Annotated in this window: 15 protein-coding genes and 1 pseudogene; 9 read left to right on the top strand and 7 right to left on the bottom strand. The window is 67.3% G+C overall.

Going from position 1 to position 22,273, the window contains the following annotated elements; translation table 11 throughout:
* Positions 1-173: 173 nt before the first annotated feature.
* On the top strand, positions 174-1,058 hold the full coding sequence (locus AB0I03_RS15360; RefSeq protein WP_360412445.1) for a phytanoyl-CoA dioxygenase family protein: 885 nt from the start codon (positions 174-176) through the stop codon (positions 1,056-1,058).
* Positions 1,059-1,331: 273 nt separating this feature from the next.
* Here AB0I03_RS15360 and AB0I03_RS15355 read toward each other — a convergent pair whose 3' ends face one another.
* Positions 1,332-1,625: a hypothetical protein gene (locus AB0I03_RS15355; protein ID WP_360412442.1), complete on the bottom strand. Its 294-nt coding sequence runs from the start codon at positions 1,623-1,625 to the stop codon at positions 1,332-1,334.
* Positions 1,626-2,029: 404 nt separating this feature from the next.
* Here AB0I03_RS15355 and AB0I03_RS15350 point away from each other — a divergent pair.
* The 5 genes and pseudogenes from AB0I03_RS15350 (at position 2,030) to AB0I03_RS15330 (ending at position 12,745) form a co-directional block, all read left to right on the top strand.
* Positions 2,030-4,605 (top strand): annotated as a pseudogene (locus AB0I03_RS15350) (RICIN domain-containing protein).
* Between the two features lie 510 nt (positions 4,606-5,115).
* Complete coding sequence (locus AB0I03_RS15345; RefSeq protein WP_360413078.1) at positions 5,116-6,585, top strand: non-reducing end alpha-L-arabinofuranosidase family hydrolase; 1,470 nt, start codon at positions 5,116-5,118, stop codon at positions 6,583-6,585.
* Positions 6,586-6,818: 233 nt separating this feature from the next.
* Entirely contained in the window at positions 6,819-8,273 is a 1,455-nt protein-coding gene (locus tag AB0I03_RS15340) for a non-reducing end alpha-L-arabinofuranosidase family hydrolase (RefSeq protein WP_360413075.1), read from the top strand.
* A gap of 123 nt (positions 8,274-8,396) precedes the next feature.
* A complete protein-coding gene (locus AB0I03_RS15335; RefSeq protein ID WP_360412439.1) occupies positions 8,397-9,497 on the top strand; it encodes a ricin-type beta-trefoil lectin domain protein in 1,101 nt (366 codons plus the stop codon).
* A 122-nt stretch (positions 9,498-9,619) separates the two neighbouring features.
* Positions 9,620-12,745 (top strand): RICIN domain-containing protein, encoded by a 3,126-nt coding sequence (locus tag AB0I03_RS15330; protein WP_360412436.1) that lies wholly within the window; start codon positions 9,620-9,622, stop codon positions 12,743-12,745.
* 163 nt (positions 12,746-12,908) lie between these two features.
* Here the strand turns inward: AB0I03_RS15330 and AB0I03_RS15325 are convergent, their stop codons facing one another.
* A complete protein-coding gene (locus AB0I03_RS15325; protein WP_360412433.1) occupies positions 12,909-13,286 on the bottom strand; it encodes a helix-turn-helix domain-containing protein in 378 nt (125 codons plus the stop codon).
* 101 nt (positions 13,287-13,387) lie between these two features.
* On the opposite strand from AB0I03_RS15325, the gene AB0I03_RS15320 reads away from it, so the two are divergent.
* On the top strand, positions 13,388-13,684 hold the full coding sequence (locus tag AB0I03_RS15320; protein ID WP_360412430.1) for a DUF1330 domain-containing protein: 297 nt from the start codon (positions 13,388-13,390) through the stop codon (positions 13,682-13,684).
* Positions 13,685-13,912: 228 nt separating this feature from the next.
* Here AB0I03_RS15320 and AB0I03_RS15315 read toward each other — a convergent pair whose 3' ends face one another.
* The 4 genes from AB0I03_RS15315 to AB0I03_RS15300 form a co-directional block, all read right to left on the bottom strand.
* Positions 13,913-15,067 carry an oxygenase MpaB family protein gene (locus AB0I03_RS15315; protein WP_360412427.1) on the bottom strand — a complete coding sequence of 385 codons (1,155 nt, stop codon included), beginning with the start codon at positions 15,065-15,067 and terminating at the stop codon, positions 13,913-13,915.
* Positions 15,068-15,087: 20 nt separating this feature from the next.
* Entirely contained in the window at positions 15,088-16,152 is a 1,065-nt protein-coding gene (locus AB0I03_RS15310) for a polyprenyl synthetase family protein (protein ID WP_360412424.1), read from the bottom strand.
* A complete protein-coding gene (locus tag AB0I03_RS15305) occupies positions 16,133-16,411 on the bottom strand; it encodes a polyprenyl synthetase (RefSeq protein ID WP_360412421.1) in 279 nt (92 codons plus the stop codon). The genes AB0I03_RS15310 and AB0I03_RS15305 overlap by 20 nt, the downstream gene beginning before the upstream one ends.
* A gap of 151 nt (positions 16,412-16,562) precedes the next feature.
* The gene (locus AB0I03_RS15300; protein WP_360412418.1) at positions 16,563-17,762 is read right to left on the bottom strand and encodes a wax ester/triacylglycerol synthase domain-containing protein; all 1,200 of its coding nucleotides are present in this window, start codon (positions 17,760-17,762) and stop codon (positions 16,563-16,565) included.
* A gap of 467 nt (positions 17,763-18,229) precedes the next feature.
* On the opposite strand from AB0I03_RS15300, the gene AB0I03_RS15295 reads away from it, so the two are divergent.
* Together AB0I03_RS15295 and AB0I03_RS15290 are read left to right on the top strand one after the other, a co-directional pair.
* Positions 18,230-18,880, top strand: a complete 651-nt coding sequence (locus tag AB0I03_RS15295) for a hypothetical protein (RefSeq protein WP_360412415.1) — start codon at positions 18,230-18,232, stop codon at positions 18,878-18,880.
* 375 nt (positions 18,881-19,255) lie between these two features.
* Complete coding sequence (locus tag AB0I03_RS15290) at positions 19,256-21,289, top strand: tetratricopeptide repeat protein (RefSeq protein ID WP_360412411.1); 2,034 nt, start codon at positions 19,256-19,258, stop codon at positions 21,287-21,289.
* 11 nt (positions 21,290-21,300) lie between these two features.
* On the opposite strand, the gene AB0I03_RS15285 is transcribed toward AB0I03_RS15290, so the two are convergent.
* Positions 21,301-22,038 (bottom strand): hypothetical protein, encoded by a 738-nt coding sequence (locus AB0I03_RS15285; RefSeq protein WP_360412408.1) that lies wholly within the window; start codon positions 22,036-22,038, stop codon positions 21,301-21,303.
* Positions 22,039-22,273 lie beyond the last annotated feature (235 nt).

Below are 22,273 nucleotides of genomic sequence, written 5' to 3'. Positions count from 1 at the left end.
AATCGGGATCAAAGACTCTCTAATGACCGATAGGGACCTGTCCCCTTTCCGAGCAATGCGGTAACCGCAAGTAATCGCAAGAATTCGCCGCGCCCGAGACAACGTCGGCGATCCTCTCGGGCGTATTCCATACAACACCCCAAGAACCCCTGCGTCGACTGAAAGGCATTTCCATGACCGCGAACGCCGCACTCCGCGCCGCCGCGCTCACCCCTGAGCAGCGCGAAGCATTCGACCGCGACGGCTACCTGATGATCCGGGGAATGCTCGACGCCAATGAGGTCGCACGGTACAGCGAGGTGCTCGACCGTGTCTACGCCGAAGAACGCGAGGCCAACCGGCTCAACGCGAACGGTGGTATGCACCGGCTCAGCGCCGTCACCGCCGCGCCGGAGTTGGCCGACCTTCTCAATCATCCCAAGGCATTCCACTACGTCTGGTCGATCATAGGCTGGAACATTCACGTCCATCACTCCCATGTGGACCTGAACCCGCCGATTCGCGAAGAGCAGCCGTTCCTTTTCAAGTGGCATCGCGACGGCGGCCGACAGAACAACGACATCGAGACCGAGCTGCAGCCGAGACTGGCGGTCAAGCTCGCTTTCTTCCTGTCCGACCTTTCCGAAACCGGACGCGGCGCCACCAAGATCATCCCCGGCTCCCACAAAGTGAGCCGGATCGACGGCCCCCCGCGGCGCGACATCGAATGGCCGGAGCCCGAGGGAGCGATCGAGGTCACCGGCGAGCCCGGCGACGCCCTGTTCTTCGACCGCCGGCTCTTCCACGCCGCCACCCACAATTACTCCGACATCAGCCGCAAGATCGCGTTCATCGGCTACACCCCGCGCTGGATCTGCATCCGCGACGAGGTCGAGGACCTTCCCAACCAGCCGTGGTGGAACGACCTCGACCCGGTCCAGCAGCAGTTGCTCGGCGGCTTCGCGCCGACCGGCGACCACCGGTGGGGCTTCTATTCGCAAGAGACACCGATCTACACCTGGCTCGAAGAGCAGGGACTCCTCGATCCGAATCACCCGCCACTGAAGCCGGAGCGCTGAACCCGCGGCGAGCCGGCCGCCCGCGCGAAGCGCGCCGTACGGCGATGCCTCGTAGGTCGCCGGCGCGCGTTCGCGCGCTTCAACGCCCTCGCCCAGGTAAGAACCACTGACGGAAAGCCGGTGTCCCGACCGAGTGACCTCGGGCCGGGGCACCGGCGCTATTGGATATCGGTGCGATCGCGCGACGAGCAGTAAAGTAGAGCGTTTGCGCTGGTTCCGCTGTGCCGTAAGGCAGAGCGATGCGGCGCGGTTCATCGGACTCGGTACATCGACTCAGCGCATCATTTCCGGCGGCTTGCCGTGGCGCTCTTGATAGGCCGACTTGATCTCGTCTGAGACGTCCTCCCCCGCGTGGAGCCGCACGAGCAGCGGCACCAGCCAGTCGAGTTCGGCCGCTTCGAACTCCGTGTTGAACCACGGGTTCAGTCCGCTCCGTTCCCAGTCGAGCACGTTCCCGAGCGGCACGAGCCCGCCCACGTTCACCGGGTGCGGGCCGATCGAGAACGCCAGCACCGAGTCCGCGCCCTTGGGCTCCACGCCGACCTCGATCGACCCGTTCCGCGCCACCACGATGAATCTCGGCGGTTCCGGGCGCTTCCGCTTCTTCCCCGTGCGCCCATTCGAACGCACAGCCGAACGGCCCAGCTTCCGCTTCTTCCCCATCCGGCCATTCGAACACACGGCCGCGCGGTCCGCTTACCGGCGGGCACGTGGCGGCACCCTTGGGACACCGCCCGGACGGCGACCACCGACGACGGAACGCTGAGTTGAACAGACATCACGACATTGACCATCTTCGATTTTATCATATAATGTATGACGTCTGATGTATTGCTGTTGACCGCTCGGGGCCGATGGAGAAGCAGGGCGGCACGAGGAGCAACGAGACGGCCGCCGGAGTCCTCGAGCTGGAGGTTCCGGCCGCCCGCAAGCCCGGCCCCACTCCAACGGACCCGAACCAAGGAGCCCCCATGGCCTCTCGACCTGACCAACCCGACCAGCCGAACCTCTCCCGTCGCCGCCTCCTCCAGAGTGCGGCCATCCTCCCGGCCGTCGCGATCTACGCGTCGAAGCCGGAGGGAGCCGGTGCCGCCGTCGTGGCGGCCGCGACCGATGGCGTCTCGGCAGGCAATGCCGCGCTCGCTTCCGTCGATCTTGCCGGAACGTGGAGCTTCACCCCGGTGGGCCGGGCGCAGACGTCGATCAGCGTGCCCGGCGGCGGCTGGTACAAACAAGGATTCACCGACGTGCACGAGGCGGTGTACTCGCGCAGCATCACCGTGCCGGACTCGGGGCAGCCGCAGTCGACCTGGATCGAGTTCGGCGCCGTCAATCACCAGGCGACGCTGTCGGTCGACGGCCGCGTGGTCGCCACCCAGACGACGGCGTTCACCCCTTCGAGCTTCGACATCAGCGCATACGCGGCGCCCGGCACCACCCACACGATCACGGTGCGCGTGAAGGGCCGCGGCGCGTTGAAGGCGTCCAACGGCCGGTACCTGGTACCCGACGCCGCCGACTGGTGCGAGGCGATCCCGCAGGGGATCTTCCGGTCCGCGTTCCTGCGGGTGTACCCGGCGGTGTGCGTCAGCGACACCTTCGTGCGCACGTCGGTGGCGAACAAGACGTTGAGCTACGACGTGTCGGTGCGGAACACGTCGGGCAGTTCCCGGTCGGTGACGCTGACCGGGTCGCTGTCGTCCGACAACGGAACGGCTTTCACCTACCCTGAACTGCCCAGCCGTACGGTCACCGTGCCGGCCCGCTCGACTGCGACCGTGACCGTCGGGCCGGTCGCGTGGAACCCGATGACGGGCGCACCAGCGACGCCGCGTACCGGTTCGGGTTCCGGGAGGCCGTCCAGAACGGTGAGTACTACTACCTCAACGGCGTGCGCGTGAACTTCCGCGGCGACAACCTCCAGGGTGCCGACTACGACCGGGTCGACAACGGCGGCAAGGGCGACGCTTACGACACCCTGCCCGGCTTCCTGCCCCCGTCGTCCGGCAACGGCGGCTGGCCGCAGGCGGTGGACAACTACCAGCGGCTGAACTTCAACGTGGTGCGCATCCACCAGGAGCCCCCGAGCCCGTACATGTTGGACGTCGCCGACGAGATGGGCCTGATGATCATCGGCGAGACCGCGATTCGCGGCTCCTCAGGCAAGCAGGATTGGATCGCCGGGCACGACAACATGGTCAACCACGCCCGTGCGCTGGTCCTGCGCGACCGCAACCACCCCGCGATCATCCGCTGGAGCCAGTCCAACGAGCCGAACCAGAGCGGCCAGGATTCCGAGCAGTTCGAGAAGGACCTGTACGCGGCGATGAACGGCAGCGACGGCACCCGGCCGATCATCGTCGAGGTGGGCGTCGGCGGGAATGTCAACTTCTATCCCGGGATGACGTACGCCAACTTCGCGGTGATCCCGCACTACGTCGACGGCTTCGGCAGGTACGGGGAGGGCCTGGTCACCGTGAGCGGGCGGCCCGACGGCGAGGGCGAGTACATCTGGCCGGCATGCAACACCAAGCAGGGCTTCGAGTGGTTCGCCACGGCGACCCTGGCCAAGCGCGGCAAGAACGCCAGCGACCTGCGTCCGTACACGCTGCTGTCCGCCTGGGCCGGCGTCGTGCCCGGCGTGCGGACCACCGACTTCGTCCCGGAGGAGGGCGGTCGCCCCGTCTACGGCGTGGACAACCTCCCGGATCCCTGGAGCAACCCGCAGATCCAGCGCGTGCAGGCGGCGTTCAACCCGGTGGCCGCGGTCGACCTCCCGTACTGGTCGGCCTCCGGCGTCTCTGACGCGAACGGCGCCTTCCCGCTGCCGCAGGCTGTGCCCGACTACGCCCGGAACGCCGCGGTCACCCGCAACATCACCGTGTTCAACGACGGCTTCACCGGCACCTCGGTGGACTTCACCTGGACCGCCAGGCTCGACAGCCTGACCGGCGCTGTCGTCGCGTCGGGCAGCACGAACCTGACCATCCCGCTCGGCTCGCGGGTCGTCCAGCCGGTGTCCTTCACCATGCCTGCCACCGGTAGCCGCGTGTACCTGGTGCTGTCGACGGCGAAGTCCGGCAGCACCCTCTTCACCGACGCGGTCGAGTACTTCACCATTGGTGGGACCGGACCCGCACCCGGCACCTACCGCGTCGTCAACCGCAACAGCGGCAAGCCCCTCGCCATCGCCGGCAACTCCACCGCAGACGGCGCCAAGGCGATCCAGCAGAGCGGCACGCACACGTGGACGATCAGCACCACGCAGGGCGCTTACATCCTGCGCTACGCCGCCACTGGAAAAGTGCTCGACGTCAACGCCGGCAGCAGCACGGAGGGCCTGCAACTGCAGCAGTGGTCGGCCAACGGCGGCACCAACCAGATGTGGTACCTGCGCCCCTCCGGTGACGGCTACTACACGATCCTCGCCCGCAACAGCGGACTGGTGGCCGACGTCTACGGCAAGGCGACCACCGATGGGGCGCAGGTGGTGCAATGGAGCCCCAACGGCGGGGCGAACCAGCAGTGGCAGCTCATACCGGCCTAGGGTGTCTCGGCAGTATCCCGGCGGTGGCCCAGGTCGAGGCCAGGGCCACCGCCGGGGTGCGTCGTGAACGGTCCACGGGCCGCTCCGGGCGGATGCCGGCACTGGGTGTGGCCGGGGCGGCCGTGCAGAGACTCGACGCGGCAGTTTAACGCTGGGCGTGCCAACAAACTTCCGTCAAGCCGTTGACTACACATCGAGATCTCTCTATAGTTCGAATCGCCGGAAAAATCATCAGATGTTTCGGAGCTAGTTTGCGATATGTGAGCGATAACAGGCGTTCCCCGTCCCTGCGTCAGCTAAGGAGCATCCGATGACATCGGCCGCACCCGATTTCTCGATCCCGTCCCGCTGGGCTCGAGGCATGGCCGCGCTCGCGGCGGCCTCCGTCGGCTGACCGATTGGGGACCGGACCGCGGCGGCACACCCGCCACCGCCCGCTCCCGCCCGTAGCAATGAACCACCATCTCCATGACCCGACGAACCTCGAGTAAGGAGGCCACGATGGCCTGGATGGAAACCCTCAAGAGCCGCAGGCGGATGCTCCTCGGCGGAGCCGGCGTGCTCGCCGGAGCCGCCGCCGCGACCGTACTCAACCCCTTCACCGGCCCGGCTGCGGCCGCCACAGTCGACACATCCGCCTGGTATGTGCTGTTGAATCGCAGCAGTGGCAAGGTCCTGGACGTCAGTGGTGTGTCCACTGCAGACGGGGCCCAGCTCCACCAGTGGACCCGCACGAACGCCGGCAACCAGCAGTTCCAGTTCGTGGATGCCGGCGGCGGCTACTACCGGATCAAGGCACGGCACTCGGGCAAAGTCCTCGACGTGTCCAACTGGTCCACCGCCGACGGTGCGCCCATCCACCAGTGGACCGACCACAACGGCGCCAACCAGCAGTTCCGCCTGGCCGACTCCGACAGCGGGTACGTCCGCCTGATCAACCGCAACAGCAACAAGGCGGTCGAGGTCCAGAACGCCGCGACCAACGACGGCGCCGCTGTCGTGCAGTACAGCGACTGGAGCGGCGCCAACCAGCAGTGGCAACTCGCTCGCGTCGACGGCGGCAGCGGCGCCTGCGCTCTTCCGTCGACGTACCACTGGACATCGACGGGCCCGCTTGCGGAACCGAGGAACGGGCAGGTCGCGCTCAAGGACTTCACCGCCGTCCGCTACAACGGCCAGTACCTCGTCTACGGAACGACGCACGACGCCGGAGACGCCTGGAACTCGGTGGTCTTCAGCCCGTTCACCAACTGGTCCGACATGGCCTCGGCCGGCCAGAACATGGTGACGGGCTTCAATCCGGTGGCCCCGACGCTGATCTACTTTGCCCCGAAGAACGTCTGGGTGCTCGCCTACCAGTGGGGCTGGCCGTACAAGTTCTCCTACCGCACGTCGACCAGCCCCGCCGATCCCAACAGCTGGGGCCCGCACCAGGAGCTCTTCAACGGGGAGCTTCCCGTGAACAACCCCATCGACCAGACCCTCATCGCCGATGACCAGAACATGTACATGTTCTTCGCCAACGACGAAGGCCAGATCTACCGGTCCAGCATGCCCCTCGGGGACTTCCCGAGCAGCTTCGGCACGGACTACGACCTCGTCATGAGCGACACGAAGGCGAACCTGTTCGAGGCGGTCGAGGTCTACAAGGTCCAAGGGCAGAACCAGTACCTCATGATCGTCGAGGCCATGGGCAACCAGGGTCGCTTCTTCCGCTCGTTCACGGCTACCAGCCTGGACGGCACGTGGACACCGCAGGCCGACACCGAAGGCAACCCGTTCGCCGGCAAGGCCAATAGTGGCGCCACGTGGACCAACGACATCAGCCACGGCGACCTGGTGCGCACCAACCCCGACCAGACCAAGACCATCGACCCCTGCAACCTGCAGTTCCTCTACCAGGGACGCGACCCCAGCTCTGACGGCATGGACTACGGCCTCCTGCCCTACCGGCCGGGTCTGCTGACCCTGCAGCGCTAGCGGCACGACGCAGATCCGGCTCGGGTGTTCCTGAGGTAGCGGGCGGGCTCGGTCTCGCACCGAGCCCGCCCGGATCCCGGGCGGCCAAGTCTCCTGAACCATCAGCGGCTTCACCATGGCAGCCATACCCGGGGTCCCTGGGGGTTCCGATCCTACGAATGACCAGAAACCAGCTCTACCTGGAAGGTAAGACCACCATGGCCTGGATGGAAACCCCTAAGAGCCGCAGGCGGATGCTCCTCGGCGGAGCCGGCGTGCTCGCCGGAGCCGCCGCGACCGCACTCGTACCGTTCACAGCCCAAGCCCAGCAGTCGACCGACCCCACCGCCTGGTACGTGCTGGTGAACCGCAACAGCGGCAAGGCCTTGGACGTCAGCGGTGTGTCCACCGCCGACGGAGCCCCGCTTCACCAGTGGACCAGCACGAACGCCGGCAACCAGCAGTTCCAGTTCGTGGATGCCGGCGGCGGCTACTACCGGATCAAAGCGCGGCACTCGGGCAAGGTGCTCGACGTGTCCGGCTGGTCGACCGCCGACGGTGCGCCCATTCACCAGTGGACCGACCATGGCGGTGCCAACCAGCAGTTCCGCCTGGCCGACTCCGGCAACGGCTACGTCCGCCTGATCAACCGCAACAGCAACAAGGCGGTCGAAGTCCAGAACGCCGCGACGAACGACAGCGGCATTGTCGTCCAGTACAGCGACTGGAGCGGCGCCAACCAGCAGTGGCAACTCGTCCGCGTCGACGGCGGCAGCGCCGCCTGCGCGCTTCCGACGACGTACCACTGGACATCGACCGGCCCACTGGCACAGCCGAAGGCGGGGTGGGCATCGCTCAAGGACTTCACCCACGTCGTCCACAACGGCAAGCACGTCGTCTACGCCACGACGCACGGCGCGTTGCCCTATCCCGACGGCAACTGGGGACTGATGTCCTTCAGCCCCTTCACGAACTGGTCCGACATGGCCACTGCCACCCAGAACACGATGCCCTTCAGTGCCATTGCGCCGACGCTCTTCTACTTCGCGCCGAAGGACCTCTGGGTGCTCGCCTACAACGGGGCTTGGCCGTACAGCTTCGGCTACCGCACCTCGAGCGACCCCACCGACCCCAACGGCTGGTCCGAGCAGCAGGAGCTGTTCACGGGCACCCTCCCGAAGGGGGGCCCGCTCGACGTGACCCTCATCGGCGACGACACGAACATGTACATGTTCTTCGCCGACGATGAGGGCGGCATCTACCGCGCCGGCATGCCCATCGGCGACTTCCCGGGCACCTTCGGTTCGTTCACGGAGATCATGCGCGACACGCCGCTCAACCTGTTCGAGGCGGTCGAGGTCTACAAGGTCCAGGGCCAGGACCAGTACCTCATGATCGTCGAAGCCCAGAACTACACAGGCTTCGGTCGCTACTTCCGCTCGTTCACGGCCACCAGCCTGGACGGCACCTGGACACCGCAGGCCGGGGCCGAGACCGTGAACAGCCCCTTCGCCGGGAGTGCCAACAGCGGCGCGACCTGGACCCGGGACATCAGCCACGGCGATCTGGTGCGCACCAACCCCGACCAGACCAAGACCATCGACCCCTGCAACCTGCAGTTCCTCTACCAGGGGCGCGACCCCGACACCGACGGCGGGGAGTACGGCACGCTGCCGTATCGGCCGGGTCTGCTGACCCTGCAGCGCTAGCGGCACGACGCAGATCCGGCTCGGGTGTACCTGAGGCGGGCGGGCTCGATGCAAGACCGAGCCCGCCCGGATCCCTACGGCCACCTGGAACGGAATCGATCCTACGAATTCCAGGAGCAAAAGATGCGAACAAGAGCAAGGTGGCTCGGACCGATCGTGGCGCTCGGTCTCATGGCGGGCATGGTGACGATGCCGATCGATACCGCCAGCGCGGAGTCGAACGGCGGGGTTCGGGTCATGCCGCTGGGCGACTCCATCACCGAAGGCACCGCCACGCCGGGCGGATACCGGATCGGCCTGTGGCAGCAGCTCACCGACGGCGGGTACACCACGGACTTCGTCGGGTCGCAGTTCAACGGGCCGGCAGGTCTCGGCGACCACGACCACGAAGGCCACCCCGGGTGGCGTATCGACCAGATCGACGCGAACGTCGTCGGCTGGCTGAACACCCACCAGCCACAGACCGTGCTGCTGCACATCGGCACCAACGACATCCTGCAGAACCACGACGTCTCCGGCGCCCCGAACCGGCTGTCCGCACTGATCGACCGCATCACCACGACGGCGCCGAACGCCGAGGTGTTCGTCGCGCAGATCATTCCGCTCGGGTGGAGCGAAGGGGATGCGGCGGTGAGCAGCTTCAACGCCGCGATCCCCGGCATCGTGCAGAGCAAGGTGAACGCCGGCAAGAACGTGCACCTGGTCGACATGCACAGCGCCTTGACCGCCGCCGACCTGGACGACGGCGTCCACCCGACCGCCGCCGGATACGACAAGATGGCCGCGGTCTGGTATTCCGCATTGCAATCGGTACCCGGCAGCATCGGCACAGCGGACCGCACCGAGATCGTGGGTGCACAGTCCGGTCGCTGCCTCGAGGTCGCCGGGCTCAGCACCGCCAACGGTGCCGACGTGCAGCTGTGGGACTGCTGGGGCGGCTCCAACCAGCGGTGGACCTACACCGCCGGCAAGCAGCTCATGGTGTACGGCGACAAGTGCCTGGACGCCTACGGTCAGGGCACCGGCAACGGCACCGCGGTGGTGGTCTGGGACTGCAACGGACAAGCCAACCAACAGTGGAACGTCAATGCCGACGGCACCATCACCGGGGTGCAGTCCGGCCTGTGCCTGGACGCCTCGGGCTGGGGCACCAGTAACGGCACGAAGGTCACGCTCTGGACCTGCGGCGGCGGACAGGCCAACCAGCAATGGGCCAGACGGTGACTACCGCGTGGCCCCCGCCGGTCCGCGACCGCCCGGCCCGGTCCCACCCGTAGCGATGAACCCGCATTTCCATGACCCGACGCATCGGCGACGGGGAAGCGAACCCCGACTAAGGAGGCCACATGGCCTGGATGGAAACCCCTAAGAGCCGCAGGCGGATGCTCATCGGCGGAGCCGGCGTGTTCGCCGGGGCCGCCGCCGCGACCACGCTCGACCCGTTCACCGCGGCCGAAGCCCAGCAGACGAGTGTCGACGTGTTCGCGTCGACGGGCGCCGCCCAGGCCGCCGAAGCATGGAATCCCGATTCGTCGTATACGACGACGGACACCGGCGACGGCTCCTACACGGTTCCCATGCTGAACGCCGACGTGCCGGATGTCAGTGTCGAGCGCGTCCCCGCGTCGCAGAACGACGAAGGGCGCGACATCTACTACATGGTCAGCACGACAATGCATCTCAGCCCGGGCGCACCGATCATGAAGTCGTACGACCTCGTCAACTGGGAGATCGTGAACTACGCGTTCGACCGCCTCGACATCAGTGACGCCGCGTCCTTGCGCAACGGCTCGAACTCCTACGGGCAGGGGCAGTGGGCGTCGTCGGTCCGCTTCCACGAAGGCACCTTCTACGTGCTCATCAATTCGCTGAACCTCGGCGGCGCCTTCCTCTACCGCACCGACGACATCGAGAACGGAGCGTGGACGAAGACGGCGTTCGGTCGAGGCTTCCACGACCCATCGCTCTTCTTCGACGACGCCAACGGCGGAACGCCGTACATCATCTACGGCGGCGTCAGCGCGGTTCGGCTGAACCCGACGCTGACGGCGGTCGAGCAGGATTTCCCGGACTTCATCCGGCGCAGCGACTACGCGAGCGAGCCGTACGTCGGCAGCGACGGGATCTTCGAGGGCGCCCAGGTGTTCTTCATCGACGGGTACTACTACGTGGTGATGATCACCTGGCGCAGCAACGGTCGACAGGTCGTCATGTTCCGCTCGACCGAACTGCTCGGGCGCCTCGCGGACACCGCTGCGCCCTACGAGTCCCATGGAGCGCTGGCCTCCAACGGATTCGCGCAAGGCAGCCTGGTGCCCATCTCGAATGACGCGGGCGACGACGACTGGTACGGCTTCTTCTTCCGCGACTCGTATCCGGTCGGTCGCATTCCGGCGCTGATCCCGGCGACCTGGAGCGACGGGTGGCCGACCTTCGGCGACGACGGCGTCGTGCCGGTCGACGGCGTCTTCGAGAAGCCGATCAGGCTCACCCCGGAGCAGGAGCGCTTCGCGCGGCTCAGGAGCATCGTCGTGTCCGACGACTTCGACAACGACGCACCGCACCGTGCCTTCCAGGACGAGCAGTGGGCGCTGCCGAAACCGCCCGACATCGACGAGACGCTGGTCGGGGTCGAACTCTTCGGCAATCCCGGCGTCGAGTCCGGAAGCACCGAGGGCTGGATCGCCAACGACGGTGCGACGCTCTCGACGACGACTGACGCGCACGCCGGCGCGACGGCTCTCGCGGTCACCGGGCGGAACGCCACGGGATCGGGGCCGGCGCAGGACGTCACCGGCAAGGTGCAGCACGGCGTCACGTACGACATCTCGGCATGGGTCAAGTACGACAACCCTGCCGGCCCGGAGGCCAAGCAGTTCCTCATCACCGCTCGGTACGGCGGCGACAACACGAACTTCGTCAACCTCACGCCCCAGACGGAGGTTGCCCGCGGGACCTGGGGCAAGGTGTCCGGGTCGTTCACGGTTCCTGCATCCCAGGCGCTCTCCGACGTGCGCATCTTCATCGAGACTCCCTGGGTGAGCAATCCGTCGACAGACCCCGACACGCACCTCATGGACTTCAAGGTCGACGACGTGTCACTGATCGGGCAGCTCTCCGTCGCCGTTGAGCTGCCGCATCCCGATGAGATCGCCCCGAACGGGTCGAACCTCGATCTGGCCTGGGAGTGGAACCACACACCCGACAACCGGTACTGGTCGCTCACCGATCGCGAGGGGTGGTTGCGGTTGACGGCCGGCAAGGTCGTGACCGGTGCGTACACACACCGCGACTCCGGTGGCGAGCTCACCTGGCTGGAAGAAGCGCGCAACACCCTCTCGCAGCGCTCCTTCGGACCTCGGCAGTCGGCCGAGACGAAGCTCGACTTCTCGGCTATGAACGACGGCGACGTCGCCGGACTTGCAGCATTCGGGCAGGACTTCTCGTATGTCGCGGTCCAGCGCGTGGACGGGGTGAACACGGTGGGGGTCGTCCATCGCGGACGTCCCTTCACCGCACCGGTCGACCAGGCCGCGATCGAGCGTTTCCTGCCTGGAGCCACTGCGGAACTGGGGGATGCCACGGAGGTGCACCTGAAGGCGGATCTGGACTTCACCCGGAGAGAGGGGCAGCTCTTCACGACCTTCTATTACAGTCTGGACGGCATCGATTGGACCAAGCTCGGCGACGCCGTAGGGCCGCTCGAGTTCGGCGGATCGATCCACTTCATGGGACACCGGGTCGCACTGTTCAACTACGCGACCCAGCAGACCGGCGGCCACGTCGACTTCGACCACTTCCTGCTGAGCGACACGCTGACGGCGCAGAACCGGCCGCTCGACAAAGGCGAACTGGAGACAGCGATCGCCTACGCCGAATCACTGGGCTCGGGAGACTATCCCGCCGAAGCGTGGGCGGCGATGGTCGACGCGCTCGCCGAAGCGCGAACAGTGGCGGCAGGTGTGGTCGGCACGCAGAACCAGATCGACGCCCCCGAGCGAGCGCTCAGCTATGAGCTCGCCCGCCTTGGAACGCTGAAGGGACCGGACCCCACGGCCTGGTATGTGCTGCTGAATCGCAGCAGTGGCAAGGTCCTGGACGTCAGTGGTGTGTCCACTGCGGACGGAGCCCCGCTTCACCAGTGGACCCGCACGAACGCCGGCAACCAGCAGTTCCAGTTCGTGGATGCCGGCGGCGGCTACTACCGGATCAAGGCGCGACACTCGGGCAAGGTGCTCGACGTGTCCAGCTGGTCGACCGCGGACGGTGCCGCCATCCACCAGTGGACCGACCACGGCGGCGCCAACCAGCAGTTCCGCCTGGCCGACTCCGGCAACGGCTACGTCCGCCTGATCAACCGCAACAGCAACAAGGCGGTCGAGGTCCAGAACGCGGCGACCAACGACGGCGCCAGTGTCGTCCAGTACAGCGACTGGGACGGCAGCAACCAGCAGTGGCACCTCGTCCGCTGACCTGAGCGGCACGGACTCCGCCGCCCCGGGTCCGTGCCGCTCAGGCCGGCGGTCCTCCACCATGTGCCTGCGTTCGGCAGGTTGGTGATGTTTGCTGAGGCGGCCCGCGCCGATCAGCTCGGGGTGCCACAGGAATCTTTGCAGCACAACGGAACCGGTTGCGCTAGTCGTCCCCGGCGCCCTCGGCGGCAGAGGGCGGGGCCTCGGCAAGCTCCGCAGCCCACCGCTGCGACCACTCGATGACCGGGTCGAGGGACTCGCGGGCGTCGCGGCCAAGCGGGGTGAGGGCGTATTTACCGTCGCGCAGCACCTCGACGAGTCGAGCCTCTTGGAGCTCGGCGAGCCGCTGCTGCAGGACGCTTGACGACATGTCGTCGCAGCGCCGCTGCAGGAGCCGGAAGCCGAGCGGCTCGTTCCGCAGCTCCCAGATGACGCGCAGCGTCCAGCGACGCCCGAACAGGTCCAGTGCCGCCATCAACGATCGTCCCGTGGTGGAACCGCGGACCGGTCGGCCCGGCATGGGCGTCGGCAACGCGTTCATAATTCTCCATCGACTCTTGTGCTTCGGATTCCGAAACGGTAGTCTCGCACATCGAGCGGTGCTTCGAATTCCGAAGCACCCAACCTGACATTGGAGGTTCCATGCCCAAGGGCTACTGGGTCAGCGTCTATCCCGCCATCGAGGACCCCGGGAAACTTGAGGTCTACAACGAACTGGCCGGTGTGGCCGTCAAGGCCGCACGCGGGCGGCTGCTCGCCGGCATCGGCAGCCGGGTCGATGCGCACGAAGCCGGTGTCGCCGAGCGCGTCGTCCTGATCGAGTTCGACAGTTTCGAGCAGGCGGTCGCCGCACGCGCGAGTGCGGCCTACCAGGAGGCGCTGGCCGAACTCCCCGACGGTTTCGAGCGCGACTTCCGTGTCGTCGAAGGCCTCGACTGACCGAGGTCCAGTCGGAACTTCGCCGAGCTGCAATGGGGCGAGGTTCGGAGCGTCAAGCGCTCCGGACCTCGTACGTCCTCCTCAGCGTCGCACTCCGACACTGCACTCGCCACATGGGTCGGACACGGCCTCGACCTGACCGAGACCCACATCCTCGACGACTCCTGACCGAACGCACGCGACGAAAGCAGGACGGAGGGAACGCTCGGCGCCATCGCCGTGCTCCGGTCAGGGCGCCACAGTCGTTCGCGGCGGGGTCCAGCGCCCGCGCCGATTCGGCACGCCGAAGTCCTGCTTCAGTTCCGCCGGGATCGCGTAGTGCATGACCCGGCCCCGGGTCAGCGCACTGAGCTGGAACACGGTGGTGAGGTGGCCGAGCCGGTCGATGCCCCACTCCCCGAACGGCGAGCGCTCCTCGACCGACTCGACGACCCGCAGGAGCGACGGCGCGACCTTCGCGACCGCGTCCCAATTGGAGCGCGGCACGTCGAGCCAGTCGGCGCAGGTGTCACCGATGAGGTGGCGGATCATGGCGCTCACGATCGGGTCGAAGAACGTCCCGGGAACGACCTCCTCGTACATCTCGATGAGCTGGCGGGTGAGGTCGGCGCCTTCGGGCGACGGTCCCATATGGCGGGTCAGGTAAAGATCGAGGAAGCGGCGGGCGCTCTCGAGGTCCGCCGGGGCGTGCTCCTGGTCGACGCCGAGCATCGCCCCGACCACCCGCCACGCGTAGAAGTACGCCTCGGCGCCTTCGGTGCTCATCTGGACCCCGAGCCGTTCGAGGCTGTCGAGGACGAGCAGCGAGAACAGCATCTGCCCGCCGATCATGTCCTCCTGGCAGATCGGCGTGCCGAGCCGGGCGGTGTCCCAGCGGCCCTCCTGGGCCAGATGGCGGCGGATGGACGCGTGCAGCAGCCGGACCTTCTGCGCGGCGGGGATGAAGCGGCCGCCAGCCTCGAACGCGTCCGGCTGCATGAGGAACACGGTGAACTGCCCGGTCTCGGCCATGCGCTTGGACGGGTACTTCAGCGAGTGCGTGGCGCTGAGCAGTTGCGCGACATGCGGGACGACGTAGCAGGCGGGCATCGACGCGAACGAGAGAGCCGTGGAGATGTGCACGTTGTTGTCGATGAAGAACAGCCGCGCCTGCTCCATCTGCGCCCAGTCGATCCACGGCGGCGGCATCGAGGTGGCTTCGAGGTATTCGCGCGCCGGTTCGGGGAGCCCTTCGGGGAGGTCCTGGCCGGCGGTCGAGAAGTAGCGCATGAGCGTGTTGAACTTGGCGATCTCGCCGCTCTCGAACAGGGCCGCCACGGTCGCGTCGGCCAGCTCGTCACCGTATCGGCGGAATCGGTCCATGTCGCTCGGGTCGTAGGTCATCGGGACTCCTTGCGGTCGGTTCAGCTTCGGCGGACGGTCGCGGTGTGCGCCAGCTCGACCAGGGCGTCGGCCGTGTCCCGGGGCAGCGGCGCGCGGCGCACGACGTCCACCGCGGTGCCGACGCGTTCGGCGACCATCTGCTCCACGCGCGCAGGGGCACCGGTGCGCTGCATGATCGCCCTGACGCGTTCCAGGCCGTCCGCGTCGAGACGGGGGGACCCGAGCAGTCGGCGCAGGTCGCGCCGTTCGGCGCCGGTGGCGGCGTGCCAGGCGTGGGCGACCAGGACGGTGGGTCGGGCGGCGGTGATGTCGTCGGTGTTGGCCTTGCCGGTGCGGTCGGGATCGCCGAAGACGCCGAGCAGGTCGTCGCGCAGCTGGAACGCCTCGCCGAGCGGGAGTCCGTAGGCGGTGCAGCGTTCGCGCAGTTCCCTGGAGGCGCCGCCGAGGGCGGCGCCTATGTGGAGCGGGTGCTCGACGGTGTACTTGGCGGTCTTGTAGCGGATGACCTCGAGCGAGGCCTGGACGTCGGGCTCTGCGCCGGTGCGGAGGATCTCGAGGCACTCGCCGGCGACGAGCTCGCGGGCGAGCACCGACCACAGGACGCGCGCCCGTGCGAGGTACGCGGCGGGGAGCCCGCTGTCGGTGAACAGCTGACCGGCCCATGACATGAGCAGGTCACCCGTGAGCATTGCGAGCGACCGTGCGGCGCCGCGCCGGTGCGGCCGTCCGCTCAGTGCCCCACGGAAGGCGAGGTGGGCCGTGGGGAGTCCGTGGCGCAGTCGGCTGTCGTCGATCAGATCGTCGTGGACGACCGCGGCGGCGTGCACGAGTTCCATTGCGGCCGCGGCCCGGACGAGCGCGTCGCTGTCGGGCTGGCCGGCGGCGCGCCAGCCCCAGTAGCAGAACGCGGCGCGCAGCCGCTTGCCGTGGGCGGTGGCGACGCGGAGCTGGTCGGCGACGGGCTTCAGGTCCTGGTCGATGGCGAGGAGGTGCCCGGTCTCCGTCTCGACGAATGCGCCGAGCACGAGGTCGACGCGCTGCTTCAGGGTGGTGCGGGGCTCGATGTCATTGGTCGCGGTGGACACGGCGGGTTTCCACGTGCTGCGCGAGGACCTCCAGGTAGGCGGGCGAGGCGGTGGAATACCGCCCCAGGGCGAGCCGGCCGCGCGCTTTGAGCTCGGTGATGCCGTCCTCGGCGAGCGCGGACTTGTCGCCTCGGCCGAGGAGGCTGCGGGCGCTGCCGAGGGCGGTGGCGATGCCGCTGAACACCAGGTCGGTGACTCCGGCGGCGATGAGCACCGCGCTATTGGGGTCGCCCGGGTCGCTCGGGGTACGGGAGGTCATTGGGGCCCTTCTCTCGGCTCCGGATCATGATCCGGTGAACATGCCAGCGCCACAAGAGAAGACAGGCGAATGTCATCCTTACGGGGGAACTTCGCCGACCGTGCCCGGTGATGGGACCGCCGTGCCGCCCCGCCGTTTCCGGGGCGGGCGCTCAGGTCCAGGACGCTACCGTCGCCTGCCAGCGGTCGGGGAGGTCGTCGAGACCGGGCATCGCCGGATCGAGCGTGAAGCACACCGACGCGGTGTCCTGGTAGGTCAGGAGCACCGTCGCCACCGGGATGCCGAGTGGCGCCCACATCACCGGCGCGACACGGGTGACCGGCGCGCCTTGGAACTCGAGTCGTCGCCGCAGCACCAGGTTGGAGGCGAGCGCCGCCGCGCGGGCGGGCTTCGACACCATCTTGAGCACCTCGGTCATCGCGACGACCGGGGTCAGGGCCGTGATCCGGCGCATCGCCTCGCGCAGGGGCGCTGCATGCAGCACGGTGGTCGCGTTCGGCGTCAAGGCGAGCCGCTCTTCGGCGGTGCACGGCCCGCCGGGGACGGCAATGGACGTGAGGATGACGCGGTTGCCGGGTGCGTCCTCCTCCCCGGAGCGGCGCAGGTTCGCCGGGACCAGGAACGGCACTGCGGCCGGGACCGGGGCCGAGGGCAACCGCTGCGTCCCTTCGGTGAGGGCGTGGGCGAGCGCGGCGAGGTAGACATCGTTCACGGTGGTGCCACGGGCGGACGCGGCGCGGCGGAGCCGGTCGGCCGGCATCTCGCGCCATTGGTGCGTCCGCTCGTCGGAGAACCCCGCCGGGTGCGACGCCCAGATCCCGGCCCGCCGGGCCCCGCCGAGGAGCGCGCCCGCGGCGGTGATCATGTCCCGCATGGAGACCCGCGGCCTTTGCGCGAACCCCGGGTACGCGGAGGAGGGCGTACCGCTGTCGTCCCCGAACAGCGTCTCCAAGGTGTGGAAGATGCCGCCGCCGTCCTGCAGCGAATGGTGGACCCGGTAGAGCAGCGCGAAGCCGTCCTCGGTGTGGCCGTGCAGCAGGTGGAGCTGCCATGCGGGGCCCTGCTCCGCCAGCGGCGCGCCAATGAGCTCGCCCACCGCCGCCTCGAGCGACGCCGGACCTGGGGCGAGGTGGTGCTCGCGCACATGCGCCGCCAGGTCCAGATCCGCCTCGATGCGCCATGACGACCCGGCCGGGAGGCTCCGCAGTGCCGGGAGCAGCGCCAGCCGCGCCGAGACGTGGGCGGTGACCTGGTCCAAGTTCGGCGCCGTGCCCGCGCAGTGCAGCACCATGCCCACGTGCGGCCGGGTGGACGGCGAGACCGCCGGGGCGGCCCACAGCGCCCTGTCCATCGACCTCCGCGGCGCCGAGGCCCGCTTGCCGGCCACACGTGCCGCTGCTGTCCCTGTCCCGTTCACCACCGGATCATAAGGGACAACGAAGCCCAACCCGGTCGCGAAGGCCTCAGCGCTCTCGAGTCGTCGGTCTCGGTGCCCGCGAAAGCATCGGCGAGCACGGCCGCCCCACGCAGCGCTCGAAGACCGTGACCGGCACTTCCGCCCAACCGGCAATCGGCGGGCGACGTTGGCCAGCGGCATCCTTTCCTGCCGGAGTCCCGCCGGTGTCCCGCCTTGTATGTCACTCATCCTGCTGGAAAAATTGCCTAGTTGTCGGATCAAGTCGGCATCGTCCACGGCCGCAGCAGTCCGAGGCGAGGCACCGCCGCAAGCAGAACGCTCGCCCGGCTCGCCGTTCCTCCGGGAGGCGCCAAGCACGCCAGGAGACTGCAATCCTCACCCAGCGAATGAAAGGCCCCGTTGTGCCCAGCCGAAAACTAGCGGCCCTGCCCTTTGTCCTCGCCTTCCTCGGACTCGCGGCGTGCACTGCCGAAGCCGGACCCACGGTTTCCGGCGGAGAACTCGCAGACCTGGCCGCGGACGCCCTGGAGAAGCAGACCGGATCGCGTCCCGACCTCGACTGCGGCGGCGACGACGACTCGATCATCGTCAGTGAAGGCAAGGAGGTCGACTGCGTGGCGACCTCCACTGAGACCGGCGCCGAATACGACGCCACCATAACCTTCACCAGCGTCGAAGGCAGGGACTACGAGATCAGCGTGGAAGTGGCCTCCGAGCCCAACAACGCCCCCAGCGAGGCCCCGACCTCCGATCCCGCCGAGGCCGGCACCTCGGCACCGGCCGCCGACGCGAACAGCATCGTGGTTCCCGCCCCAGACTTCGCCGCGGCGGTCGCGGACGCGGTGGCGGCCGAATGGGGGGCGGGCAACGACATCGACTGTGGCGACGCCAGCACGAGGACCCTGTATGAGGGTGCGATCCACTCCTGCGTGCTGCTCGACGTCTCAACAGACGCGGAGTACGGCATCACCATCACGGTCACCAGCATCGACGTCGAGGCCGGCACCTTCAACTTCGAAGCCGTGGTGGATGAGACCCCGTTGAACCGTTAGGACCGTGCGCTGCCGGGCCGCCCCGCGACCCGGCAGCATGCCGGCACCATCGCAGCCGCGGTGCTCGTTCTGGGTCCTGCTCGGTGTCGGCCATTGGTGCCTGCTGGACCAGCCGATCCTCATCGTCGGCGCATGGTTCTCGGCCCCGACCCGGCCGCCGTTGCGGCGTACTGCAACGGGACCTGACGCTCATCGGCCGGGCCGCCCTTTCGAATGCCCAGGAGTCCGGATGAGGCCTCTGATCGATGCGCACGCGAGTCTCAGGCAAAGTTCTCGGCAGCGGAACGATCTGGCACACCCGTTCCTTGAAACCCTCCCACCGGGCCCGCATACTGACTTTCACGAACGAAACCCACTTCTCAGCGGAGCGTGGACATGCAGTTCTTTGCCCGGCGTACCGAATGCAGGCACATCGTCTGGGCTGGACCGCTCGTGAACACGGGGGCGACGCTACGGGTCGCGGAGGATCTCCGCGGCCGATCCTGTCCGACGTGCGGCAAGGCCGTGCGCACGGTCGAATTCCTCGCCCTCGAGGGTCAGAACGCGACGTTCGACGAACCGCCCGCACCCCGCAACGCCCGCAACATGTTGAAGAAAGCCACGAACGCCGAGGCCAGGAAGACCGAAAGGCACTTGGCGAGGCTGGGAGGCGAAACCGGCGGGCTGGCCATCCAGCTCAAGGAAGCGGCCATCGAGCTGACACCGCGAGACTGGCGCGGGAGCCTGACGAAGATTCCGGTCGGCATCCTGCAGACCTATGAACCGAACGCGGAGTGCATCAGGTTCAAGGACTCCCCCGTTCCCGCGATCGTCTTTCATCAGGGCCTCGCGGGCTTCCTGTTCAAGATGAACCGGAGTATCTTCCCGCTCGTCCGGCTCGGCACACTCGGCGGAACCACCAGCAGTTTCATCGATGATGCGAAGACGCGATCGGCGCTGTCGCTGCAAGCGGTCGACACGGCGCTCGAGTTCCTCGGCTTGGGAGGCCCGCGGGACAAGGCGCTCGTCGAGATCCCCTTGGTGGTGAAGGCGATGGAAATGCCGCTGACCAGGACCATGTCGTCCTTCGTCCTCTGCCACGAATACGGGCACGCAGTGCTGAACCACGCCGACGAGCTGCGATCGTTCGGAGGCGACCCGAAATCCTTCCTCCTCGAGCGCACCAAGGCGATGGAGCACGAGGCGGACGCCTGGGGGCAAGATGCGTTGATCGGCGCGTTCACCGGCGGAAGGCGGCTCGAGCCGAGCCTGGATGTGCTCGACGAGCTGTTCGCATCGGACGCGACGCTGATGAAGCACGACATGGCACTCTCCGCCCCGTGCATCGCGCTGCTCTACTTCGAGTTCCTCGATATGGTCGAGGATCGCCTGACCCGGCACGGTGTCGACAGCGCCGCACAAGCCGCGTCCGCCGATCACTACCGGTGGCGCGCCCGTATGACCGAGTCTGGCGCACAGTCGACCCATCCGTCCAACAAGGATAGATTTCAAGTGCTCTACCAGCACTTGTCAACGCACGGCAACTTCACCGCCCACAGCTGGGTCGAGTCGTTCGAATTCCACTTGGACGAGATCAAGAGCGATCTGGACCGGCTCATCGACAAGACCAAGGCCGTACGGCACAAGCGGCTGTCGCGCCGCTTCCAGCTTCGGCGCAAAGCGAATCGCGATTCGAACGCGTGGCGCGACACCATCGCAGAAATCGACGACGACACGCGAATCGACTTGCAGCACGCGTTCGAGGACCTGGACGCATCGGCTCCCACGATGCAACTCGACGAAGACGAGGTCCAGCGCCGATTCGAGTACCTGAAGGAGAAAGCGGAGGGCCACCTCGACAGGAACGAGTACGCCAAAGCCGAAAAGGCCTATGCGCAGCTCCTCGACCTCGGTGAGACGACCGAGTCGGTGTCCATGTATGCCGCACTCGCGTGGTGCCGGGAAAAACTCGGTGACCTGGAGGGCGCCATCGCCGCAAACCGACGCTGTGTCGAACTGATCCCAGACAGCAGCGTCGGAGCGTTGGCCGCGTTCTCCCTCGGCCGCATGCTGTGCTTCGACAAAGACGATCTGGACGGTGCCGAGGCCGCGCTCGACCTCGCAATGCGTTCGGACATCGTAGATGTGCGGCTCAAGTGCAAATTCTGGCTAGGCCAGATCGCGCAGCGAAAAGGTGACCCCGAGAAGGCGCTGCGGTGGTACTGGGAGATCTACAAGCAACGCGACACCGAGCTGACGATGTTTCCAGGAGTGCCAGGACTGGCGGCGCTCAACATCGGGGGCATCCACCAGGACCGCGGTGAATACACCAAGGCCGCGAGGATGTTCGAATACGCGAGGGACCACCTCCGCGAGGATCCCGAGAACCGCGCTATCGCCGAACAGCGCCTGCAAGCGGTTCGCAGGTAGCCGTCCTCGGTTCAGACCCTCCCGCTATCCAGCCCCTCGTCCTCCCCAGTCTTCGGCCGCTGCTGCAAGAAGGCGCCCAACTCGTCGTTCGGGAAGAGCATGCGCATGCCGATGAGTTCGTACATGCGGCTGCGGGAGGCACCATCGGCGAGTTCGGCGGTCGCCGCCAGCGCCCCTTGGAGCTCCCTGTATCGCAGCACGCTGTCTTGGAGCCCGCGCAGATTCTCGGCTGCTCGTGCACCGACGATGTTCGCTTGGCGGAAGAGCAGCGCTCCCGCCGCGGCCGGGATGGCACCGGCGAGCGCCGTCACCGCCCCGACTTCGAGACCGGCGAAGTAGGTGAGCGTCGCACCGACGAGCACGACCGTGAACCCGAGCAGCCCTGACCACAGCGCGGCTTGCTGAAAGGCCGCGTAGTGCCTGAGAGCGATCCGGTGGTGCTGCAGGTAGATCTCGGCCTCCTGCAACGTTGTCTTCCTGATCGCTGTCGCGCTGTCGAGCTCGGAGTCTGGACGCTCGCCTCCACTCCCGGGCCGGACGCCCAGACGGATCGTCCGCCCTGCGGGGTCGAGTTTCGCGCTCTGGAACAGCTGTTGCGCGTGCTTGGATTCATCTTGGGTGCGCCGGGATTGATTCCGGTTCAACAACAGCCCAAGGACCGTCATCAGGAGCCCGAGTACGCCGACCACGCCGGCAGCGATGTCGCCAGTCCGCGTTTGAGCGAGCAGATCGACCGCCAGTCCTGTCATCGCTGACCTCCAAGCTCCCGAATCGGTGTTCCCACAGCGTAGTGCGGGCAAGCGACAAGCGGGGTGACCGAGTTGGCCGTTGCGAGCCGGCACTGGGCAATCTCCGCATCCCTCTTAGCGCGAGGCCTTTCGTGCCGGGTTTTCCGTCACCACCAACAACCGGACGATCAACGAGCTCACCGCTGAGGTAACCTCCGCGTGAACCTCCCGTTCCTCCCCCAGCCACGATCGCTAC

Origin of the sequence: Glycomyces sp. NPDC021274, from assembly GCF_040641195.1 — a bacterium.
Classification (GTDB): domain Bacteria; phylum Actinomycetota; class Actinomycetes; order Mycobacteriales; family Micromonosporaceae; genus Glycomyces.
The sequence above is the reverse complement of the archived record's forward strand: the minus strand, read 5'-3'. Positions and strand labels throughout refer to the sequence as shown.

Bases quoted from the DNA above. Each gene is read 5' to 3' on its own strand.
- AB0I03_RS15360 (WP_360412445.1), top strand. From the start codon at position 174: ATGACCGCGAACGCCGCACTCCGCGCCGCCGCGCTCACCCCTGAGCAG.
- AB0I03_RS15345 (WP_360413078.1), top strand. From the start codon at position 5,116: ATGGAAACCCTCAAGAGCCGCAGGCGGATGCTCCTCGGCGGAGCCGGC.
- AB0I03_RS15340 (WP_360413075.1), top strand. From the start codon at position 6,819: ATGCTCCTCGGCGGAGCCGGCGTGCTCGCCGGAGCCGCCGCGACCGCA.
- AB0I03_RS15335 (WP_360412439.1), top strand. From the start codon at position 8,397: ATGCGAACAAGAGCAAGGTGGCTCGGACCGATCGTGGCGCTCGGTCTC.
- AB0I03_RS15330 (WP_360412436.1), top strand. From the start codon at position 9,620: ATGGCCTGGATGGAAACCCCTAAGAGCCGCAGGCGGATGCTCATCGGC.
- AB0I03_RS15325 (WP_360412433.1), bottom strand. From the start codon at position 13,286: ATGAACGCGTTGCCGACGCCCATGCCGGGCCGACCGGTCCGCGGTTCC.
- AB0I03_RS15320 (WP_360412430.1), top strand. From the start codon at position 13,388: ATGCCCAAGGGCTACTGGGTCAGCGTCTATCCCGCCATCGAGGACCCC.
- AB0I03_RS15315 (WP_360412427.1), bottom strand. From the start codon at position 15,067: ATGACCTACGACCCGAGCGACATGGACCGATTCCGCCGATACGGTGAC.
- AB0I03_RS15305 (WP_360412421.1), bottom strand. From the start codon at position 16,411: ATGACCTCCCGTACCCCGAGCGACCCGGGCGACCCCAATAGCGCGGTG.
- AB0I03_RS15300 (WP_360412418.1), bottom strand. From the start codon at position 17,762: ATGGACAGGGCGCTGTGGGCCGCCCCGGCGGTCTCGCCGTCCACCCGG.
- AB0I03_RS15290 (WP_360412411.1), top strand. From the start codon at position 19,256: ATGCAGTTCTTTGCCCGGCGTACCGAATGCAGGCACATCGTCTGGGCT.
- AB0I03_RS15285 (WP_360412408.1), bottom strand. From the start codon at position 22,038: ATGACAGGACTGGCGGTCGATCTGCTCGCTCAAACGCGGACTGGCGAC.